General features: G+C 62.4%; 16 protein-coding genes. 3 read left to right on the top strand and 13 right to left on the bottom strand.

From position 1 onward, the window contains the following. Window positions 1-55 precede the first annotated feature (55 nt). The 6 genes from JQ609_RS17860 to JQ609_RS17835 all read right to left on the bottom strand — a co-directional run bounded on the left by JQ609_RS17860 (window position 56) and on the right by JQ609_RS17835 (window position 7,110). Window positions 56-934 (bottom strand): formylglycine-generating enzyme family protein, encoded by an 879-nt coding sequence (locus JQ609_RS17860; protein ID WP_212274370.1) that lies wholly within the window; start codon window positions 932-934, stop codon window positions 56-58. 134 nt (window positions 935-1,068) lie between these two features. Further along, on the bottom strand, window positions 1,069-2,436 hold the full coding sequence (locus JQ609_RS17855) for an arylsulfatase (protein ID WP_249128127.1): 1,368 nt from the start codon (window positions 2,434-2,436) through the stop codon (window positions 1,069-1,071). A 129-nt stretch (window positions 2,437-2,565) separates the two neighbouring features. Then, entirely contained in the window at window positions 2,566-3,438 is an 873-nt protein-coding gene (locus JQ609_RS17850; protein ID WP_249128126.1) for an ABC transporter ATP-binding protein, read from the bottom strand. 2 nt (window positions 3,439-3,440) lie between these two features. Continuing rightward, window positions 3,441-4,418 (bottom strand): ABC transporter permease, encoded by a 978-nt coding sequence (locus tag JQ609_RS17845; protein WP_249128125.1) that lies wholly within the window; start codon window positions 4,416-4,418, stop codon window positions 3,441-3,443. A gap of 9 nt (window positions 4,419-4,427) precedes the next feature. Further along, window positions 4,428-5,864 carry an ABC transporter substrate-binding protein gene (locus JQ609_RS17840; protein ID WP_212204681.1) on the bottom strand — a complete coding sequence of 479 codons (1,437 nt, stop codon included), beginning with the start codon at window positions 5,862-5,864 and terminating at the stop codon, window positions 4,428-4,430. Window positions 5,865-6,387: 523 nt separating this feature from the next. Beyond that, window positions 6,388-7,110, bottom strand: coding sequence for a Crp/Fnr family transcriptional regulator (locus JQ609_RS17835; RefSeq protein ID WP_249119479.1), 723 nt, complete (start codon window positions 7,108-7,110; stop codon window positions 6,388-6,390). Window positions 7,111-7,453: 343 nt separating this feature from the next. Between JQ609_RS17835 and JQ609_RS17830 the strand changes: the two genes are divergently transcribed. Beyond that, the gene (locus JQ609_RS17830) at window positions 7,454-8,275 is read left to right on the top strand and encodes a DUF72 domain-containing protein (protein WP_212274368.1); all 822 of its coding nucleotides are present in this window, start codon (window positions 7,454-7,456) and stop codon (window positions 8,273-8,275) included. Window positions 8,276-8,283: 8 nt separating this feature from the next. On the opposite strand, the gene JQ609_RS17825 is transcribed toward JQ609_RS17830, so the two are convergent. Then, window positions 8,284-9,258 carry a tripartite tricarboxylate transporter substrate binding protein gene (locus tag JQ609_RS17825; RefSeq protein WP_212274367.1) on the bottom strand — a complete coding sequence of 325 codons (975 nt, stop codon included), beginning with the start codon at window positions 9,256-9,258 and terminating at the stop codon, window positions 8,284-8,286. Between the two features lie 181 nt (window positions 9,259-9,439). Here JQ609_RS17825 and JQ609_RS17820 point away from each other — a divergent pair, with 181 nt between their 5' ends. Further along, window positions 9,440-9,901, top strand: a complete 462-nt coding sequence (locus tag JQ609_RS17820; RefSeq protein WP_212204669.1) for a DUF488 family protein — start codon at window positions 9,440-9,442, stop codon at window positions 9,899-9,901. A 110-nt stretch (window positions 9,902-10,011) separates the two neighbouring features. Here JQ609_RS17820 and JQ609_RS17815 read toward each other — a convergent pair whose 3' ends face one another. From JQ609_RS17815 to JQ609_RS17790, 6 genes are all read right to left on the bottom strand, one after another. Continuing rightward, window positions 10,012-10,926 (bottom strand): PhzF family phenazine biosynthesis protein, encoded by a 915-nt coding sequence (locus tag JQ609_RS17815; protein ID WP_212274366.1) that lies wholly within the window; start codon window positions 10,924-10,926, stop codon window positions 10,012-10,014. A gap of 10 nt (window positions 10,927-10,936) precedes the next feature. Beyond that, window positions 10,937-12,244, bottom strand: coding sequence for an adenylate/guanylate cyclase domain-containing protein (locus JQ609_RS17810; protein WP_212204663.1), 1,308 nt, complete (start codon window positions 12,242-12,244; stop codon window positions 10,937-10,939). A 107-nt stretch (window positions 12,245-12,351) separates the two neighbouring features. Next, window positions 12,352-13,518: an ABC transporter permease gene (locus JQ609_RS17805; protein ID WP_212274365.1), complete on the bottom strand. Its 1,167-nt coding sequence runs from the start codon at window positions 13,516-13,518 to the stop codon at window positions 12,352-12,354. Beyond that, window positions 13,515-14,459, bottom strand: a complete 945-nt coding sequence (locus JQ609_RS17800) for an ABC transporter ATP-binding protein (RefSeq protein WP_212274364.1) — start codon at window positions 14,457-14,459, stop codon at window positions 13,515-13,517. Before JQ609_RS17800 ends, JQ609_RS17805 begins: the two co-directional genes overlap by 4 nt. Then, entirely contained in the window at window positions 14,456-15,241 is a 786-nt protein-coding gene (locus JQ609_RS17795) for an HlyD family secretion protein (protein WP_212274363.1), read from the bottom strand. The genes JQ609_RS17800 and JQ609_RS17795 overlap by 4 nt, the downstream gene beginning before the upstream one ends. After that, complete coding sequence (locus tag JQ609_RS17790) at window positions 15,238-15,972, bottom strand: TetR/AcrR family transcriptional regulator (RefSeq protein ID WP_212204640.1); 735 nt, start codon at window positions 15,970-15,972, stop codon at window positions 15,238-15,240. The genes JQ609_RS17795 and JQ609_RS17790 overlap by 4 nt, the downstream gene beginning before the upstream one ends. Before the next feature lie 412 nt (window positions 15,973-16,384). Here JQ609_RS17790 and JQ609_RS17785 point away from each other — a divergent pair, with 412 nt between their 5' ends. Further along, complete coding sequence (locus JQ609_RS17785) at window positions 16,385-17,374, top strand: tripartite tricarboxylate transporter substrate binding protein (RefSeq protein WP_212274362.1); 990 nt, start codon at window positions 16,385-16,387, stop codon at window positions 17,372-17,374. The last annotated feature ends 120 nt before the right edge of the window (window positions 17,375-17,494 follow it).

The following is a 17,494-nucleotide window of genomic DNA, read 5'->3' as shown; positions in this document are numbered from 1 at the left end:
CTTCCGAAAGATGTTTGGCGGTGCTCCGGCCTTGCCGGTCGCGAAAGGATTCTCGTCAGGTGCCCGGCGGTTGACGCACGACGCAGCGGAAGCCGATATGACAGGTGGAGGAATCGACGGTTTCGCCTTGGCGCGCCGACGGCCGGTAGCGCAGGCAATAATTCGGCGCGCACAGATGCGAACCGCCCTTCACCACGCGGCGCACGGATTTGTCGTCACCGGGCTTCGGATGGCAGCACGATTCCTGTTGCTGCTCCTGCTCGGCGCCATACGGGCTCGACGTCCACTCCCAGGTGTTGCCGACCATGTCAAACAGGCCGTAGCCGTTGGCCGGAAACGCATCGACCGGCGACGTGCCCTCGTAACCGTCGTCGGCCGAATTCTGGTAAGGGAAATGGCCCTGCCAGGTATTGGCCATGAACTGCCCGTCCGGATTGGAGGCATCGCCCCAGGGATAGGCCTTGCCTTCCAAACCGCCGCGCGCGGCGAATTCCCACTCCGCCTCGGTCGGAAGCTCCTTGCCGGCCCACGCCGCATAAGCGAGCGCGTCCTCATAAGCGACATGCACGACCGGATGATTTTCGCAGCCTGCGATCGTACTCTCCGGCCCCTGCGGATGCCGCCAGTCGGCGCCGGGCCTGTATTCCCACCAGGCGAGGTTGTTGCGCAGGTTCACCGGACGATCGGGCTTCTTGAACACCAGCGAGCCCGGCACCAGCATTTGCGGATCGGCGTCGGGATACATCGAAGGGTTCGGCGGGCGTTCGGAATAGGTGACGTATCCGGTCGCCTCGACGAATTCTTGAAACTCGGCGTTGGTGACGGGATAGGTGTCAATCCAGAAACCGTCGACGGAAGCGGGACGCACCGGGCGTTCTTCCCGATAGAAGCTGTTGGAGCCCATCAGGAAAGAGCCGCCCGGGATCCAGATCATGGAATCGCGGTTGATTGTGTCAGGCGTTACGCCCGTGTTTGGTTGGCCAGGGAGCGAGCAACAGCCCGCTCCCCGGCGATTGCCGGCTGCACCCTGCGCGACGTCGGCCGCTATCGTCGGTGCAGACATCGTCCTCAAGCCTTCTGGCGCTGCTTCGGCACGAAATCGAGAGCCGCGCCTGGCGGAATCAGCTCCTCCTTCTTGGCGCTCTCCTCGAAGTCGCGGATGATGCGCTGTGCGTGCTGCATCACCCACCAGCGAACGTAGCGCTGGTTGACGGCGTCACGCTCCTTCGGGTCTTCCTTCAGATGCGTGATGCGGGCAAATCCGAGCGCCAGCTCCGGATCATGGAAGTGCTGCTGCCGCTTGAAGTTGATCTTGAAGTCCTTCCACTTCACGGCGTGCAGTTCGTCCTTGAGCCAGACGATGCAGGACTCGCGGTTCGACGTTTCCTTCTTGCCGAGGAAGAACTCGCTCTGGTCGACGCCGTCGATCAGCCGATCCTTAGGTGCCTCGCAGCCGGTCATGGACAGCAGCGTCGTGAACATGTCGGTGACATGAACCATCTCGTTGCTTTCGGTGCCCGGCTTGATGTGGCCCGGCCAGCGGATCAACAGCGGCGTACGAATGCCGCCTTCCGCCGAGCTGAAATACGAGCCGTCGAAGAAGCCGCCGGTGCCGCGGCCGGCGAGGTGGTCCTCGGCGCCGTTGTCACCGCACATCACGACGATGGTGTTGTCGCGAACGCCGAGTTCGTCGAGCTTGTCGAGCAGCACGCCGAAATCATGGTCCAGCATCAAGAGGCAATCGCCCCAGTCGCCATTGGTGCTCTTGCCGACGAATTCGTCGCGCGGGCTCATCGGGAAGTGCATCAGCGAGTGGTTGAAGTAGCAGTAGAACGGCTTGTCCGCCTTGACGGACTTTTCCATGAACTTGATGGCACGCTTCTGGTACTCAAGGTCGCAGGTCTTCTTGGTTTCCATGGTGAGCTGCTCGTCGAGCAGCGGCCAGGCACCCTTGCCCTTGACGCCTTCATGCATGTGCGAGAAGCCGTCGCGCTCCGCGACGTAATGCGGGTCGGTCAGCCACATGCATTCGTCATAGGTGCGCAAGGGGCCGTACCATTCGTCAAAGCCGTGGTCGGTCGGGAAGCGGCCGTCCTCGGCGCCGATGTGCCATTTGCCGTAGATCGAGGTCGCATAGCCGGCATCCGACAGGATGGTGCCGATGGTGCGTTCCCACTTGACGATGCCGCCGCCATTGCCGCCGAGCGCGATGGTGTGGTTGCCCGAGCGGATCGGGAAACGGCCGGTCATCAGCGCCGAACGCGTCGGCGTGCACTGCGGCTCGACGACGTAGTGCGTCAGCTTCGCGCCTTCCTTTGCGAACTGATCCATGCGCTTGGTATCGGCGCCGCGCAGAATGCCGCCGCCGTAGCAACCGAGTTCGCCCATGCCCAGATTGTCGACATGGAAAAACAGAATGTTTGGTTTCTTTGCCATTGAATGCTCCGATTTGATGGACGCCAGGCGTGAGTCATCGTTGACGCGCGCGCCTGTTTGCGGCCGTGCTTGATTGCTGTGATCGATTTTTAGGGTTCGCGCCTGTCAGGCCGCGACGTTCAAGTTACTTCAGAAGATTTCGCCTACTCCTTTCGGTCCCACTTTCATTCCAAAGCCAGATAGGCCTCGATCCTTGATCTCCGGCGCCATAGCGGCGAGCGACTCTTCGCGGATCAGGCCCTTGAGCTCCTGCACCAGGTTCATGAACTCCGGCGTGTCGGTCATCTCGGCCGTTCGTGGCCGCGGCAGCGGCACCTTGATGACAGCCTTGATGCGGCCCGGCCGCGCGGTCATGACGTAGATGCGGTCGGAGAGGAAAATCGATTCCTCGATGTCGTGCGTGATGAACAGCACCGAGATGCGGAACTGCTGCCAGATGTTGGTGAGGATCTCCTGCATCACGACCCGCGTCTGCGTGTCGAGTGCGCCGAACGGCTCGTCCATCAGCAGAACCTGCGGGCTGGTCGCCAGCGCGCGGACGATGCCGATACGCTGCTTCATGCCGCCGGACAGCTGGTCCGGATAATGGTTCTCGAACGAGAGCAGCCCGGCCAGATCGAGCAGCGCCCGCGCCGTGGTGTTGCGCTTGCTTTGCTCCACCCCGGCCATCTTGAGGCCGAACTCGACATTCTTGCGAACCGACAGCCACGGAAACAGCGAGTATTGCTGGAACACGACGCCGCGGTCTGAACCGGGCTTGGTGATCGCCTTGCCATCGAGCAACGCCTCGCCGCGGGTCGGCTTGACGAAGCCGGCGACGATGCTGAGCAAGGTGGACTTGCCGCAGCCGGAAGGCCCGATCAGCGAGACGAACTCGCCCGGCTGCACGTTGAGCGAGACACTATCGACGGCGACGACCTTGTTGTCGTTGGCACCGAACGTCACGCCCATATCGCGAACGTCGATGAAGCCCTTGTGGGTTTCGGCTTCAGTCATGGTCATGCTCATCGCCGGCCTCCGGGTGCGAATGCGAGCCAGGGCATCAGGAGGACGCCAACCATCCGGATGATGCCGCTGCACGCCAGTCCAAGGACACCGATCGTGATCATGCCGAGCACGATCGCGGGATAGTCCACCAGTGAGTAGGCTTCCCAAGTGAAGTAGCCGACGCCGAACTGGCCCGAGATCATCTCGGCGGCGATCAGCGAGACCCAGGCCACGCCCATCCCGACGGCAAGACCGGTGAAGATGTGCGGCAGCGAGCCAGGCAAGATCACGTTCATGAACAGCCGGATCTCGCTGGCGCCGAGACAGCGCGCCGCCCGTACCAGCACGCCATCCAGTGAATGGACCCCGTGAATGGTGTTGAGCAGGATCGGAAAGAACGCGCCGATAAAGGTAATGAAGACGATGCTGGCCTCGTTGTTCGGCCACAGCATGATCGACATCGGCACCCAGGCGATCGCCGGAATCGGCCGCATGATCTCGACGACAGGCATGAAGAAGTCACGCACGCGCTGGTACTTGCCGATCGCCAGCCCGAGCGGCACTCCGATGATGGTCGCGATCATGAAGCCGAGCAGAATGCGTCGCACGCTCATGGCGATATTGAAGAGGTATTTGTTCGACAGCCCGACCTGCGTCAGCTGCTGATACACCTCATAGGGCGTCGGAACGTTCTTGAAGCGGATGTAGAATTCCAGCCTGTACTTGGTGCCGAGATACCAGAACAGGAACAGGGCCCCGATCGAGATGCAGGCAAGCAATGCCGTGACCATCCGCTCGCGGGTCACGTATCCGAGCAGGCCCAGAAACACCTTGGTCAGCGAGACCGTGGGGATCGGCTCCGGCTCCGGCACCGGAATTTCCGCGGCGGACATTTGGGCTGCGGAGGCCTTCACCTCTGCCGCCACCGGCTCAGGATCGGCGTGCTTGTCGACCATAGGGAGCGCCACAATCTTGGCTGTTGCCGTGCTGCCCATCGGATTCCCCTACTGCCCCAGGTTGATGGCGCCGAGGACTTCGGCATAGGTGGCAAGCTTGCCGCCATTCTTGGCCGCATAGGCTTCCGCATCCTTCTTGAGCAGGAACGGCACGACATCCGGCTTCTTCGGATCCTGGCCGCCGACCGAATAGAACGCGGCGTCGGCGAACACCTTGATGCCGAGCTCGCGGTCGACCAGATAGACGGCGTTGAACTTCTTGCCTTCGGAGCCGTACTTCTTCACGCCGAGCAGCGTGCAGACCGGTGAGCTGAACGGCACGATGTCGCCGCCCTGGATCCAGATCTCGCCGGTTTGCAGGGGATTGTTGACCGGCGCGTTGCAGACCGGATCGGTGCCGGTGACGTTATAGGTGTCATACGACGCGAGCTGCTTGTCGTAATCGAGCCCTAGTTCCTTGTAGGTCGTCCGTACATAGCTGTCGTTGACCCAGGCGCCGATGTTCAGTTCCTTGATCATGTTGAGCTTCTGCAGGATCGCGTAGTTGGCGCCGACAGCTTCCACCCATTTCGGCTTTATGGTCGCATCGAGCGTGTGCACCCCGCCGGGACCCAGGAAGATGTAGATCACTTCCTTGTTGATCTTGGTCCACTCCTCGATCTTCTCGGCCGCAAACTTCGGGTTCTTGCGCATCCAGTCGTTCGCCTCCATCAACGCCTTGATGTAGGCCACCACGATCTCCGGATATTTCTCGCCGAAATCCTTGCGCACGACGACGCCGTGGAAGGTCGGCACCTTGGTTTCGGCGCCGTCATAGATCTTGCGGGCAAAGCCTTTGAACGGCAGCAGTTCGGCGAACGGCACGAAGTCGCCATGCGCGTCGATACGCTTTTCCTGCAGATTGGTGGTGCCGACTTCCGGCGATTGCGAAACCAGGCTCCAGAAATCGGGCGGCAGGCCGCGCTTCTGCAGCGAGGTGAGCATCATGCCGTGCGCGGCGGAGCCGAACGGCACCGACACGTTCTTGCCCTTGAGATCGGCGAGTTCGTAGAACGGCGAGTCCTTGTGGACGACGATGCCATTGCCGCCGCCATAGGCGTTATAGGCGATGATCGCGACGAGCTGCGTTTCGTTCTTGGTCGCCTGCCCGGTGGCGCCATTCACCATCAACGGGTAGTCACCCATCATGCCGATCTGGATGTTGTTGGCCATCATGCCGTTGGTGATCGGCGGACCGGAAGTAGCGTTCTGCCAGCTCAGCTTGTACTGGATGTCCTTGTACTTGCCGGTCTTCGGCAGGTGCTTCTCCAGGAGTCCAAGCTCCTTCAGCACGACGCCGCCGGTCACGGTGTTGGTCGTCGTATTCTGTGTGCCGATCCCGATCTCGAGCGTCTGCGCGCTCGCCTGTCCGGGCGCCAATGCGATGGCTGCCGCAGCGATCAAGGGAAGGAGGCCAGAGAGTTTAGACGCAGGGCCGATGCTCATGAGACAAATCCTTTCGAACCAAACTGTGCGGTGTGACTTGCATGGCCCATGCTGAATCCCCCGGCCGCAGCGAAGGGCGGCAGGGTTACTCGGCGCTGAGCAGACTGACTGGCTTGATGACCTTGATGGTGCAAACGACATGCCATCAGACCAATCCTGACGGCGCGGACGGCTTTCGGTTCGCGAAGGCCCGGTTCGCGAAAAGCGTGGCTAACGAAGGGAGTGGTAGGCGTCATTTGCCGCTAACTCGCTTGCATCCATCACGGACGTGATTACGTCCGGTCAGCAAGTTCTGAACGGCCTCCCCAGAATCCGAAACGACGAACGCTTCGAACCAGCAACCTATTGCTAAGAAATTTGCGGATGCTCAATTAATGAACAGAATTTGCGCCCGTCTTGGTTATCCGGCGGGCTAAATGTCTATTAATTAGTCATTGCAACCAGCGGGACTCAGCCCGCCAGGCGTCTGGAGGCCCGCCGATATCAGCGGCGGTTTGACGCGGGACTCGCTTGGTCCCTCGCCTCAGATGTCGTCAGAGACCGCGGCCTTGGCGAGCTTGCCGTCGCGGATATCGCTCAGCCTATCCGCGTCCTTGATGACGAGGTTTGAGCCGTGCGCGTGAAGGATTCCCAGCTCGGTAAATCGCTTCAGGCTGATGGTGACGGATTGGCGCGTCACACCGGTCATGTGCGCGAGATCGGCATGCGTGAATGACGCCGCAATCAACGACCCCTCGCGCTCCTCAACGCCGTACAGGTTCATCAGATGCAGCAGCAGTTGCGCCAGCCTTTCGGTCGGCGAGCGCGTCCCGAGCATCTGGGCGAGTGCCGAATAGCACTGGCCCTTGAAAGTCAGGCCCTCGATGATTCCGATCGCGAGCGCGGGGATCGTGAGCACCATCCGGCGCAGGATATCGCCCGGCAAATGCAGCACGGTACTGTTGACGGCGGCGACCCCCGACCAGATGTGCAGGCCTTGCTTGAAGACCTCGGGGCCGCCGACGAAATTGCCGGAGTGCCAATAGGCGAGCGTGATCTCGCGGCCCGACGGGGCGATGTAGAACACCTTGATGCGGCCGCTCTCGATCAGGAAGATGCCGTCCTGCGGACTGCCCTGGCTGAACAGCTGGGCGCCGCGGTAGAGCACTTTTCGTTTTCCGGAGCCCAACACCTGCGCGATTTCAGACTCGGTGAGGCCGTGGAACAGCGACGGCGGCCCGCTCCGTTGCGTTCCACCATCGGTCATCAGCAAGGCCCCGAACTGGGCTTGCCCGCCGCCCTTGGTCTCTCGTTGCGATGGTTGATGCTTGCTTGTCATGTATCCGCTCGTAGCCAACTCCGAACCTGCGTCGATATGAACGGAAAAGTTCCTGGGCCTGCGGCCTGCTACGTTGCAAAGGTCTGCAATTGGCGCGCCAAGTTCTGCGTGATTGTCGGCCGAACCGGCGTCTGTGTCCATATATCGCGCCGCAGCGCCCGGCTTCTATCCCGCACTTCCGACGCATCTTTGCCTGCGGCAATCTGGCCAATTAGGGCCGATCTGGATTAAGATCGGCCCGCAATCATCCCTCCTTCGTAACGAGCCCCCGGTGAGCAAACCTGCAAAATCGTCCGCAACCAGCGGCAACATTTTTATCGGCATCGGCGGCTGGACCTTCGAGCCGTGGCGCGGTGTGTTTTACCCAGAGAAGCTGACGCAGGCGAAGGAGTTGTCCTACGCTGCGTCGAAGCTGACCTCGATCGAGATCAACGGCACCTATTACGGCTCGCAGAAGCCGGAGAGTTTTCGCAAATGGGCGCGTGAGGTGCCCGACGGTTTCGTGTTCTCGTTGAAGGGACCGCGCTTCGCCACCAACAGGCGGGTGCTGGCGGAAGCCGGCGACTCCGTGAAGCGGTTCTATGATTCAGGCGTGCTTGAGCTCGGCGACCGGCTAGGCCCCGTGCTGTGGCAATTCGCGCCGACCAAGAAATTCGACGAAGCCGATTTCGGCAAGTTCCTCGAACTCTTGCCGCGCAAACTCGAGGGCCGCGCGCTGCGTCACGTGGTCGAGGTCCGCCACGACAGTTTTTGCGTGCCCGATTTCATCGCGCTGCTGCGAAAGTTCGAAACGCCCGTCGTGTTCGCCGAGCACGGTAAATATCCTGGTATTGCCGACATCGCGAGCGATTTCGTCTATGCGCGGCTGCAGAAGGGCAAGGACGAACTCAAGACCTGCTACCCGCCAAAACAGCTCGACGCCTGGGCGAAACGGTTTCAAGCCTGGGCTTCGGGCAGTGAACCCGACGACCTGCCACGCGTCGATGCAGCCAAGCCGAAGAAGACGCCGCGCGACGTCTTTGCCTATGTGATCCACGAGGGCAAGGTGCGCGCGCCCGCGGGCGCGATGGAGTTGATCGAGCGGGTGAAGTAACCTCCTCGTCAGTCGAGCTTGATGCCGGCCTCGCGGATCAGCTTGGTCCAGGTCTCGTATTCGGACGCGACAAAGGCATTGAGCTTGTCGTCGGGCAGGTCCCAGACTTCGCCGCCGCTCTTCTCGAAGCGCTCCTTGAGATCGGGCAACGAGGCGCGGATATCGCGGCGCAGTTTTGCGATCACCTCCGGCGGCGTTTTGGCGGGCGCAAAGATTCCGAGCCAGGAATCGACGTCGAGCCCGGGAACGCCGGCTTCCGACATCGTCGGCACGTCAGGCGCCAGCGGGCTGCGTTTGGACGCCAGCACGGCGATGCCCTTCGCCTGCCCGGACTGCACATGGGGGAGGCCTGCCGCCATCGAGTCGAAGAACAGATCGATGCGGCCCGCCAGCAGATCGGTGAACGCCGGCGGCGAGCCTTTGTAGGGCACTTCCAGCAGCTTCACGCCCGCAGCTTTCATGAAGGCCGCCGCTACCAGTTGCTGACCGGTGCCGACGCCGGCGGTCGCCACCGAGATCGAGCCCGGACTGGCTTTCGCCGCCGCGACGATGTCCGCCAGCTTGGGCTGCGGCAGATCCTTGCGGCCGACCATCACATAGCCGAACTTGTAGACCAGCGCGACCGGCACAAAATCCTTCAGTGGGTCGTAGCCGAGCTTGGAATACAGCGCCGAATTAAAGGCCATGTTGGAGAGCCCGCCGACGACAAGCGTATAGCCGTCCGGCTCGCTCTGGCTCGCGGCCTGTGTCCCGACGACGGTGCCGGCGCCGGGCTTGTTCTCGACCACGAAGCCCTGCCCCATGCGTTTCGCAAGCACGTCGGCAATCTGCCGCCCGACCAGATCGTAGCTGCCGCCGGGACCGATCGGGACGATGATTTTCACGGGCCGGTCGGGATAGGTGCCCTGCGCCCGCGCCGCGCCGCCGCAAACCAGCAGCGCGACTGCGGCCATCCACGCCAGCGAGCGGCAAAATCCATGCATCGTATTTCCCCCGATATAACCGGCCATCAACAGGCGCTGTTTTCGCGACTATGCGATATGGCGCCCCCGGCGGCAACGCATCTGGCAGCCGGGCAGCTGCGGCATAACCTCCGCGGTTATGGAAATCCGTTGCGGGGTGACTTAGCCTGACGTCGGGACGTAACGGCGCCGGGACACCGACATGGCACGCAAGAATCGCCTCTTCACCATCGGCTATGAGCAGACGCCGGCGAAGGCCGTGCTCGATGAGCTGGAAAGCGCCGGAGTCAAGCTGCTGGTCGACGTGCGCGCGGTGGCCGCGTCGCGGCGGCCCGGCTTTTCCAAGAACCAGCTCGCGGCCGGCCTTGACGAGCGTGGCATTTCCTATCTGCATCTGAAGGGGCTGGGTACGCCGAAGACCGGCCGCGAGGCGGCGCGCAGCGGCAAGTTCGATCTATTGCACAAAATCTATTCCGCGCATCTGAAGACCACGCAGGCCAAGGAAGAACTCGACGAATTGTCGGCGCTGGTGAAGAAGTCCGGTCCGGTCTGCATTCTCTGCTACGAGCGCGACCATCAGCAGTGCCACCGGCAATGGATCGCCGAGATCATCGAAGATCGCGACGGCGTGAAGGTGGAGAATCTGGCGGCCAAACAAGTATGACCTTAGCCGTCATTGCGAGGAGCGAAGCGACGAAGCAATCCATCCATCCGCATATGCCGCACTATGGATTGCTTCGCTCCGCTCGCAATGACGAAGCGATGCCCAATCTCTCACCCCTCGCCCGCCAGCCGGAACGTACCTTCCATCATCTGCACGCTGGCGCCGCCGACATGGATGGAGGCAACCGCGCCGTTTTGCTTGCGCACGCGCGTCAGCAACAGGCTCGGCCGCCCCATGTCGACGCCCTGGCCGATCGTTAGTTTCAATTCGCCATCTTTCAACAGATCGATGTCCGCGAGCAGCGCCGCGCAAGCGGCGGTGGCGCTGCCGGTGGCGGGATCCTCGGAAAGCCCGCTGGCGCCGGGATGAAACATCCGCGCCTGCAACTCGCAGGGTTTTTCGCCAGGCGGCACGTCGCGCGTATAGAAATAGACCGCATCGCTGCCATCGCACGGGAAGGTCTTCGCGAATCCCTCCGCATTCGGCCTCGCGCGGCGCAGCGCCTCGCGTGAGGTGAGTTCGACGGCGAGGAACGCCAGCCCGACCGAGATGATCTGCGGCGGATGCCGATCAACCTTCACGTCGCTCGCCGACAGCGACAGACAGGAAGCCGCCTGTTCGGCGCCAAGATGCGACATCCGCTTCAGCGGCTGCGGTGCCGTGAATTCGGTGCTGACGACCCTACCCTGCTCGGTCGCAATTTCGACCGGGACGAGGCCTGCCCCTTCCTCGAACAGCAGTCGCGCCGGCGGTTTTGCGGCCTGCGTCGCCAGCACGTAGGCGGTTCCGACATTGGGATGGCCGGCAAACGGAAGCTCGCGGTTCACGGTGAAGATACGAACCTGCGCGTCATTGGCGCCGTCGGCCGGCGGCAGCACGAAGGTGGTCTCGGAATAATTGAACTCGGTGGCGATCGCCTGCATCTGCGCCGTCGAAAGCCCGCCGGCGTCGAGCACCACGGCAAGCGGATTGCCACCGAAGGCGCGATCAGTAAACACGTCGACGGTGATGTAACGCCGTTGCATTGATATTCTCCTATGCCACTTTCCAGACCGTCACTGGCCGCTCATAGCCTCTGACCGGCACCTCGCCGAGCGCGACGGCATCGCGACATTCCTCTCCGAGCGCGTCGTGAACCGCCGCCGAGATCAGGAACTGCGAATTGAAATCCTTGTTCAGCGCCTCGAGCCGGCTTGCAAAATTCACAGTGTCGCCGATCACGGTGTATTCCTTGCGCCGCGGCGAGCCGATATTGCCGGCGACGACCTCGCCGACGTGAATGCCGATGCCGATGCGCAGCGGCCAGCTGGACGCCTGGTTGGCGCGTTCGTTCGCCTCAAGCATTTCGCGCGCGGCGGCCACCGCGCGGTGCGCGGCGTTACCCGCGTCGAACGGGGCGCCGAACAGGGCCAGGAAGCCGTCGCCGAGAAACTTGTTCACGATCCCGCCGTGGCGGTCGAGGATGTCGACCAGCACGGCAAACGCACCATCGAGGCGGTCCACCACTTCCTGCGGGGTGCGGGTGCTGGCGCCCGCGGTAAAACTGCGAAAATCGACGAACATGACCGCGACACGCCGGACTTCGCTGCCGGTCGCCGCACCCTCGGCCATCAACCGCTCGACCACCTGCGGCGAGACGTGCTGACCGAACAGGTTGGTGATGCGGTCGCGCGCGGTCGCGGCGAGAATGCTGGCTTCGAACTGCCGGCGCAATTGAACGCCGACTGCGCCCGCCAGCATCCCGCAAATCAGGATGATGACGCTGCGCACCGAGTGATAATACAGGTCCGGCGGCGGATCGGCGCTGCCGGCGCGATGGTAGAGCATCGCCATGGCGAGCAACTGGGCTGCCGCGACGAATCCGGTGAAGGTCGAAAGCCAGAAATCCAGCCGCAGCGTCGAGAGAATGACGAAGATGAAATAGGTCAGCGGCACCGCGAAGCCGAGCGCGTCCACCGGACCCATGCTGTCGATATGCATCGCCAAAGCAAGCGTCGGCATCGAGGTTTCGACCAGCGCACCGATATAGCGCCGGTACACCGGCAGGTCATGGTCCGTGCCAAGGTGCCGGGTGATGACAAAGTGGACCCAGAGTTCAAACAGAACGAACGGGACCAGGACGATGAAGAGCTCGCTCGGATCGAAGCGGCCATGCCAGAGCTTCTGTATCGCATCGGGATCGAGGGCATGGACAATGAGGATCAGTACCCCGATCAGGACGGTGGTCCCGATCAGCGCCTTGATCCGGATCAACTCGGTGCGCAGGATCTGCTGCGTCAGCGCGCGCTGAAAATCAGCCGACACCACCGGCTTCTCGCTTGTGTTGCCCCAGAAACCAAACATTTCCCCACCCTGTCATTCCGGGGCGATGCGCAGCATCGAACCCGGAATCTCGAGATTCCGGGTCTGGTGCTGGCGCACCATCCCGGAATGACATCAATTATATTGCATCAATCGAGCGTGCGACGGAAGCGGGTCACGGCGATCGTCATCGCCAAAAGCATCAGTGCAATGAGGGCAATGGTGTCGTACTGCAAATTCTGGATGGTCGCGCCCTTCAGCATGATGGCGCGGACGATGCGAACGAAATGCGTCAACGGCAGGCACTCGCCGATATATTGCGCCCATCTCGGCATGCCGGCGAACGGAAACATGAAGCCGGACAAGAGAATGCTGGGCAGGAAGAACATCATCGACAGCTGCATCGCCTGCAATTGGTTCTGCACGATGGTCGAGAAGGTGTAGCCGATCGCAAGATTGGTGGTGATGAACAGCGTCGTCAGCAGCGCAAGCGTGGCCAGGCTGCCGAGAATGGGTACGCCGAACAACAACACGCCGATGCCGATGATCAGCGTTGCCTGAACGAAGCCGACGATCACGTAAGGGATGATCTTTCCGAACATCACCTCGACCGGCTTGATCGGCATCGACAGCAGGCTCTCCATCGTGCCGCGCTCGATCTCACGGGTCACCGAAAGCGCCGTGAAGATCAGCATGGTCATGGTCAGGATGGTGCCGACCAGGCCGGGCACGATGTTGAGCCGCGAGGACGCCGCCGGATTGTAGCGCGCATGGGCGCGGATCTCGAACGGAGTCGATGGCGGATCGCCGGCGTGCAGATCGTGCGCCAGGGCGGTCTGCACGATGGCGTTGAGCGTGCCCAGCGCCGAGCCTGCTGCCACCGGATCGGTCGCATCGGCGGCGACCAGCAGCGCCGGGTGATCGCCGCGCCGCACCGCGCGCTCAAACCCGCGCGGGATTTCGACGCCGAACAGCACCTTGCCCGATTGCAGGAGATCGTCGAACTCGGCGACGCTGTGGACCTCATGGGTAAAGCGGAAATAGGCGGTATTCTCCATCGCCTTGAGAATCGAGCGCGCCAGGTCGCTGTCTTCCTGCAGCAACACCGCGGTCGGCAGATGGCGCGGCGTGGTGTTGATCGCAAAGCCGAACAGCACGAGCTGCATCACCGGCAGCATCACGATCATCGCGAACGAAACGCGGTCGCGGCGGAGCTGGATGAATTCCTTCACCAGCATCGCATAGCTGCGCCACCAGAAACCGAATGACGGCTCCCGGACATTGCGGCGTGCGCTGTTTGTGTCGGTCGTACTCATTGGAAATTGTCCTTTGAGCGGCTCATCAGGTCGATGAACACGTCTTCCAGCGACGGATCTCCATGCTGCCAGTTCCACCCCCTGTTGTCCCTGTAGGGCGCGACGCTGGATTCGAGTGCGGCCTTGTCGCGGCCGGAAACGTGCAGGCTGGTGCCGAACGGCGCCACCATGTCGACGCCGGGCTTGCCTGACAGTTCAGCGGCAAGACCATTGAGATCGTCGCCCGTGACCGTCCAGGTCGACAGCGCCGATTGCGCGATCACCTCGTCGACCGTGCCATGCGCCAACAGATTGCCGTAGGCGATATAGGCGATCTCGTGACAGCGCTCGGCCTCGTCCATGTAGTGGGTGGAGACCAGCACCGTCAGGCCTTCGGCTGCGAGCGCATGGATCTCGTTCCAGAAATCGCGCCGCGCCTTGGGATCGACACCGGCGGTCGGCTCGTCCAGCAGCAGCAATTGCGGATTGGGCAGCGTGCAGGCGCCGAGCGCCAGCCGCTGCTTCCAGCCGCCGGACAATTCGCCCGCGAGTTGCTCCTCGCGGCCGCTCAGGCCAATGCGCTGGATCATGTCGCGCGCCGCTTGCCGCGCGTTGGGCAGGCCATAGAGCCGCGCCACGAACTCCAGGTTTTCGCGTACCGAGAGATCCTGATACAGGCTGAAGCGCTGCGTCATGTAGCCGACCTGGCGCTTGATCTTGTCCGCCTCGCGGCGGATGTCATAGCCGAGGCAGGTGCCCTCACCGGAATCCGGCGTCAGCAGGCCGCAGAGCATGCGGATGGTCGTGGTCTTGCCGGAGCCGTTGGGGCCGAGGAAGCCATAGATCGAGCCGCGCTTGACCTGCATCGAGAGGTTTTGCACGACCGCTCGGCCGCCGAACGATTTCGACAGACCCTCGACATTGATGGCAATATCCGGCGCGGTCGATGGGGCTGAATTCATCGCTTGTCCGCCACCGGTATCGGCGCATTGACGAACACGCTGATCGGCTGGCCGACGCGCAGACTGGCCGGCTTGTTCGGTCGCGCCTGGATCAAATAGACGAGCTTGTTGCGCTCATCGAGGCTGTAGATGACCGGCGGGGTATATTCCGCCGTCGTCGCGATGAAATAGATCTTTGCGGTAAGATCCGACGCGCAATTGTCGCAGGTCACCTTGACCTCGTCGCCGATCGCAAGCTTCGGCAATTGCGTCTCCGGCACGAAGAAACGCAGCTTCATGTTGCCGGGCGGCATGATCGACAGCACCGGCCGCTGCGCCGGCACCATCTCGCCTTCGCGGAAATATATCTGCTGAACGGTGCCGGCGACCGGCGCGAAACCGTTGCGCCGGGCCAGCCGTGTCTGCGAAGTGTTGACGCGCGCTTCCGCCACGCGCAGCGCCGAGACCGCGGAGTCGAGATTGGCCTGGGTGCCCGAACCGGTCTTGCTTAACGATGCCGCGCGGTCATAGGTCTGCTGGGCATTGGCCAGCGTCGCATTGTTCTGGTTGAGATCGGCCTTCTGCAGATCGTCATCGACCGAATAAATCTGCATGCCGGGTTTCACCTCGTCGCCCTCCCGCACGCTGAGCTTGGTCACGCGCCCGGATTCGTCGGGGCTGACGAAGATCATGTCGGCTTCGACCCAACCCTGAAAGCCGGGATCCTTGCGCTCCTTGCAGCCGGCCAGCACGGCGGCCAGCACGAGCGCGGCGAAAAGGCTCGTTATCCGCGACGAGGTCATGTCGTCCTCCGCTCGCCAAAAATCAGATCGAGATGAACGCGAAACATCTCGTTCGCATCGAGTGGCGCGTGTTTGCTGAACAGGCTTTGCCAGATGATCGCGACGATGGCGGGCGCTACCAGGATCTGCGGAAAGCGCGCCAAATCCTTCTGCTGGATTTCGCCCCTGATGACGCCGAGTTCGATCAGCGCGCGCATGCCGGCGATCCCCTTCGAGACCACTTCGCGGTAGTAGAAATCGGCGATTTCGGGGAATCGCGGCCCTTCGGCAACGATCAGGCGCACGATGTCGCCGCGCCGCGTCGTCACCACGTCATGGATGAACGCCCGGGCGAAATTCTCCACCATGTCGCGGATCGAGGCACCGGCCGGCGGCGGCCCCGCCGTAGCAAGACGGTTGACCACCGGAACGATCGCCGTCCTGATCAATTCCTCGAACAGCGCTTCCTTGTCCTTGAAGTGCAGGTAGATCGTGCCCTTGGCGACGCCTGCCCGCTTGGCGACGTCGTCGAGCCTTGTGGCCGCAAAGCCTCGCGCGATGAATTCATCCATCGCCGCCTCGATAATGGCCTCGCGGCGCTCGGCGGCGCGTTCGGCCCGGTTCGAAGCGGGCTTTGAGGGCTCAACCTTCGCCGAGACCACCTTTGGCGTCCTGGCGTCGGCAGCCCGGCTCACAACCCGCTTTTTGGCGGGCTTGGTCGGGCGTGGGGTGTTGGGGCGTATTTTGCTCATGATTATATATGACTGACTGGTCAGTCATTGTCAATCCCGCATTGAAGCCGTCATTTTCACGTCGCCGTGAGTCCCCCTCCGCCGTCATACCCCGCGCATGCGGGGTATCCAGTACGCCGCGGCTCCTCGGTTCTATCGCTGACGTCTCTGGAATACTGGATCACCCGCCTTCGCGGGTGACGACAACTGGATGTGCGTCCGCCTTCTCGCGGCACGACATGTCCGAATTTTTGGCAATCGATCATCCTCGATGAGAGCGCAGGGGATACCGGGTGCACGCTGCACCCGCAGGCTCGTGCGCTAATCATGCAAAGAAGCACACCACTACGCCGCTGCGCCAATCTGTCCCGCCTTTCGCGCATGGCGGAAGCCCGACGATGCGATACCCTCTCCGCCAATTCAGGGAGGAATCATGTCAACGAAATTCAATCGCCGCCACTTCATCGCTGCCGGTACCGCCGCCGCCGCGGCGCCGTTCCTGTTGCGCGGGGCGTCGGCGCAGGGCGCGTGGCCGTCGCGGCAAATCCGGATGGTCTGCAGCTACCCGGCGGGCGGGCAGACCGACCTGTTGGCGCGCGGCTTCGGCGATTACATCTCGAGGCAAGTGGGCAAGACCGTCGTCATCGAAAACAAGGCAGGCGCCTCCGGTTCGATCGGCGCCCAGGAAGTCGCGCGCGCGGAGCCGGATGGCCACACCATCCTGTGCTCGATCTCGACGACCTTCGTGATGAACCGGGTCATGATGAAGAACCCCGGCTATGACATGGACAAGGACCTGGCGCTCGTCAGCATCATCCCGGGCGCCGGGCTGCTGCTGGTCGCGAGCACGAAATCCGGCATCAAGACATTCGACCACTTCGTCGCTTTCGCGCGCAAGAGCGGCAAGATGAACTTCGGCACCTACAGCGCCGGCTCATCCCCGCACATCACCATCAATGAACTCAACAAGCAGTATGGTCTCAACATCGAGCCGATCCACTACCGGGGTGAAGCGCCGATGTGGACGGGCATCGCGGACGGCACCCTCGACGTCGCGATGGGCAGCTACACGGCCGCGCAATCCGTGCTGCAAAGCAACGCCGGCGTCGTGTTCGCGGTGCATTCCAAGAAGGTCGATGCGATCCCGCACGTCAAGACGCTGCCTGAACTCGGCGCGACCTCGAAATTCTTCACCGTGAGCGGCTTCTCGGGCTGGGCGGTGCCGAAGGCGACGCCGCAGCCGATCGTCGACCGGTTGTCCGAACTCTGCGTGGCGGCCAATAATGATCCGAAGGTGAAGGAAATTCTGTCTACCTTCGTGCTCGAACCGGCGATCGGCTTCAAGGAAAGCAACGCCTTGTATCAGCGCGAATTGCCGGTCTGGATCGAGGCCGGACAGGCGCTCGGTTTGCCGCCGGCCTGAATTGGCCGCAGCCATCTTGCCGGAACCGTGAAATCCGGCACAGATGGTCGGCCTCGTTTGGCGTACCCTAGCGGCCTGAGGTGAGGATGATCCTCTCCAAAGGACGCATGGGGCGGCGCC

The organism is Bradyrhizobium sp. AUGA SZCCT0169 (genome assembly GCF_018130085.1).
Classification (GTDB): domain Bacteria; phylum Pseudomonadota; class Alphaproteobacteria; order Rhizobiales; family Xanthobacteraceae; genus Bradyrhizobium.
This window is presented reverse-complemented; position numbering and strand designations above follow the sequence as displayed.

Excerpts from the sequence above, each read along its gene's own strand:
- JQ609_RS17805 (WP_212274365.1), bottom strand. The coding sequence starts at position 13,518 with ATGAGTACGACCGACACAAACAGCGCACGCCGCAATGTCCGGGAGCCG.
- JQ609_RS17815 (WP_212274366.1), bottom strand. The coding sequence starts at position 10,926 with ATGCAACGGCGTTACATCACCGTCGACGTGTTTACTGATCGCGCCTTC.
- JQ609_RS17855 (WP_249128127.1), bottom strand. The coding sequence starts at position 2,436 with ATGGCAAAGAAACCAAACATTCTGTTTTTCCATGTCGACAATCTGGGC.
- JQ609_RS17785 (WP_212274362.1), top strand. The coding sequence starts at position 16,385 with ATGTCAACGAAATTCAATCGCCGCCACTTCATCGCTGCCGGTACCGCC.
- JQ609_RS17820 (WP_212204669.1), top strand. The coding sequence starts at position 9,440 with ATGGCACGCAAGAATCGCCTCTTCACCATCGGCTATGAGCAGACGCCG.
- JQ609_RS17790 (WP_212204640.1), bottom strand. The coding sequence starts at position 15,972 with ATGAGCAAAATACGCCCCAACACCCCACGCCCGACCAAGCCCGCCAAA.
- JQ609_RS17850 (WP_249128126.1), bottom strand. The coding sequence starts at position 3,438 with ATGACCATGACTGAAGCCGAAACCCACAAGGGCTTCATCGACGTTCGC.
- JQ609_RS17810 (WP_212204663.1), bottom strand. The coding sequence starts at position 12,244 with ATGTTTGGTTTCTGGGGCAACACAAGCGAGAAGCCGGTGGTGTCGGCT.
- JQ609_RS17840 (WP_212204681.1), bottom strand. The coding sequence starts at position 5,864 with ATGAGCATCGGCCCTGCGTCTAAACTCTCTGGCCTCCTTCCCTTGATC.
- JQ609_RS17845 (WP_249128125.1), bottom strand. The coding sequence starts at position 4,418 with ATGGGCAGCACGGCAACAGCCAAGATTGTGGCGCTCCCTATGGTCGAC.
- JQ609_RS17800 (WP_212274364.1), bottom strand. The coding sequence starts at position 14,459 with ATGAATTCAGCCCCATCGACCGCGCCGGATATTGCCATCAATGTCGAG.
- JQ609_RS17795 (WP_212274363.1), bottom strand. The coding sequence starts at position 15,241 with ATGACCTCGTCGCGGATAACGAGCCTTTTCGCCGCGCTCGTGCTGGCC.
- JQ609_RS17835 (WP_249119479.1), bottom strand. The coding sequence starts at position 7,110 with ATGACCGATGGTGGAACGCAACGGAGCGGGCCGCCGTCGCTGTTCCAC.
- JQ609_RS17825 (WP_212274367.1), bottom strand. The coding sequence starts at position 9,258 with ATGCATGGATTTTGCCGCTCGCTGGCGTGGATGGCCGCAGTCGCGCTG.
- JQ609_RS17860 (WP_212274370.1), bottom strand. The coding sequence starts at position 934 with ATGATCTGGATCCCGGGCGGCTCTTTCCTGATGGGCTCCAACAGCTTC.